Below are 2,957 nucleotides of genomic sequence, written 5' to 3' on the forward strand. Positions count from 1 at the left end.
GTAAATATGAAGTATAAAGGATTAATTGTAAGCGTAAAAGATCAATTTGAAGACAGAAAGATTAAAATTAAGAAAAAATCAAAAAAAGTCTAAAAGATCAATATTTAGTAAAAATCAAATATGAAGTCTAAAAGATCAATATTGAGTAAAAATCAAATAATAAATAAATGAGATCGATATTGAGTAAAAATCAAATATGAAATGTAAATGATCAAAATTTAGTAAAAATCAAATATAAAATGAAAATGAACAAAATTTAGTAAAAATCAAATATTAAATGTAAATGATCAATACCAAGTATAGAAGATTATCGTGTAACTACGCCACTCTATTCATTCTCATGAATCTTCACAGAATTCTAGACTTCTTTCTGGAACTTCTAACGTTTCAAAACCAGACACAGAGAAATAGATTAAATACTCTTCAAAACGATCAACCTATAAGAGTACCTCGGAACTGACGAACCATCTCAACGTCTCGGAAACCTGATTATTAAGACACTAGGATGATGGGATCGTTCATAACCTTCTTACTCTTAACTCAAGATCTACCTTTCTCACGCAGAATTCTAGAACCTCGAAAAATAAAACATAGATAAATTCTGAGAAATGACTCCAATCGAACTATTAATTAAATGTCTTTCAATGTTGTTCCCCCTTTTCTATTTAAGGAAAATATATTATTAAAGTACCCTTATGTTAAACATTGTCAACATGGCACCCGATGTCGAGGACACGAAAAAGAATACAAACGCAATGGTATTCAGATTGAAATATGCAATGGTATATTGCATGAAGTTTGACGTATATTTTAAGGCCAAAAATATAAGTTTAGATAAGGAGAAGATGGTTTTTTATTATTTAATTCAGACGGAGACACTGTTCGACTTTTACTAAGTGAAGAGGAAAAATTTTTTAAAATAAGTTGGAGGCAGTTTAAAGGAAGGATTAAGAAGTATGTCCAGAAGAAAGCATTGGAAGATCTGTTGAAACAACGGCAGAAGATCACAGAGAAGACTAGCACATGGCTACAGAAAGTTATCCTTCTGGCATATGATGCCAACCTCGAGCAAGAGAACGCAAAAATGATTATCTGCAACACTGCACAAGAAACCTTGACGTCCCAAATCTTACTTAAGGAGTACATATGGGAGAAAGACATCTACCAAGAATATGACTACATTGTGAAGGAAGTTGACTATATTGAAAAATTTTCTGCGATGGTTGAAAATGAGAAGGAGATGAAACTTCTAACTCGAGCAAAAAAGCAGATAAAGAAACCATATATCCCAGAGAATGTAAACAAAAACTCCAAAAAACTAGAAACTGAAACCAAGAAAGATGAGGCTAAAATGTTAAACCAAGTGCTGAAAGCCGTAAACAAGGAGAAGGAAGATAGATTTAAAGAAATCAAAGTTAATGGAGAGATAGTTAAAGCTTTTTTAGACCAAGGGAGTGATGTAACAATAATAAGTAGAGAGAAATGTTTAGAGAGGGGTTTAGTTGAAGAATCCTGTTCTGAAATAACACTGAAAATTTTTTTTGGATTAATCACAACTGTTAATAGGAAAGTGAGCTTGACACTAACCGTCGATGACGTGACGATCACTGAAGAATGCTTGATCGTTGAAACTTCTACTAAGGAGTTTGACATTTTGTTGGGTCTGGGAACCATTCGCAAAATTGAAAAGCAGAGGAAGGAGCTAAACCAATTGACGAAGAGACATCAAACTTTATTTGATAATTCAGTTAGTGTGGGATACGACGAAATTATGTGTGAAATAAGTACACCACTAAACAAAAAAGTGAACATTAAATACAGAAACATTCCCCACCACATGTTAGAAGGAGCCAGTAAAACAATTGATAAAATGCTTGAAGCTGGTTACATTGAACCATCAACATCATCGTGGCGCAACCCCATACGAACAGTTTTAAAACCCACAGGTGAAGTTAGAATAACATCTAACATGCAATTTTTGAATAATCTAGTTGAAGACAACAACTAAACGATTCCTCTAATACAAGCATCATCGAGAAGACACAAGGTAAGAAATTTTTTACAGTTCTGGATCTTAAGGACGGTTACTTTCAGATCAAGATAAACACAAGACAGCTTTCTACTTCAAAAATAGGCTGTACCAGTACACAAGAATGCCTCAAGGGTTTAAGAACTCCCCAGGACTCTTCCAAATGATAATGGACAGAGTACTCAAGGACCATATAGACAAGAAATGTTGTGTATACTTGGATGACATAATAGTTTTTGGAGAAACAGAACAAGAACACGATTTTAATCTAGAAGCAGTTCTGAAAGCACTTAGTGCGAATAAATTTAAACAAAACGAAAGGAAGATTCAATATAAACAAAAAAAATTAAACTACTAGGAATGTTTATAGATGGTATCCGAAAGTTCCCGATTGAACAACATTTAAAGAAGATACTCGACTTTAAATACCAAAATCAAGGAAAGAACTTCAGAGATTTCTAGGATTCTGTAATAACTACAGAAAATACATTAAGAATTTATCCAGTATTGCTGCCCCGTTATATAATCAATTGAAAGAGAAGAGTTCAGAAATTGAGTGGGATAAGAAATGCAATGAAGCATTCATTGAACTAAAGAATAAGATCAATTGAGACATATCTCTCTGTATACTAGATTTAACAAAGAAATTTGTACTGACAACTGACGCATCTAGAAGTGGTATCGGTGCATCACTTCAACAGGAAATTGAAGGAGAACTGAGAGTTGTTGAATGGGCATCTAAAATGCTAACCCCTGCAGAAATAAAGCTAGGAATCACAGAGTTAGAATTCCTTGCGATGGCATGGAGTATCAAATATTTCGACTACTATTTAAGAGGAAGGAGGTTTAAAGTCATCACCGACCACTCCGCGCTAAAGAGCATGAAAACAAAGCATATCTTCGGAACATTGAAATTGGAAAGATTAAG

The 2,957-nt window shown here is 33.5% G+C and carries 2 protein-coding genes and 1 pseudogene; all 3 read left to right on the top strand.

The annotated features are described in order from the left end of the window. Positions 1 to 985 precede the first annotated feature (985 nt). A complete protein-coding gene (locus ACRC28_RS10830) occupies positions 986 to 2,008 on the top strand; it encodes a hypothetical protein (protein ID WP_438543461.1) in 1,023 nt (340 codons plus the stop codon). Between the two features lie 97 nt (positions 2,009 to 2,105). Continuing rightward, a pseudogene (locus tag ACRC28_RS10835) lies at positions 2,106 to 2,387 on the top strand (reverse transcriptase family protein); the annotation flags it as partial. Positions 2,388 to 2,709: 322 nt separating this feature from the next. After that, the coding region (locus tag ACRC28_RS10840; RefSeq protein ID WP_438543462.1) for an RNase H-like domain-containing protein at positions 2,710 to 2,957 on the top strand (248 nt) is incomplete at its 3' end.

This window comes from Clostridium sp. (assembly GCF_051650885.1).
In the GTDB taxonomy this organism is placed as follows: domain Bacteria; phylum Bacillota; class Clostridia; order Clostridiales; family Clostridiaceae; genus Clostridium.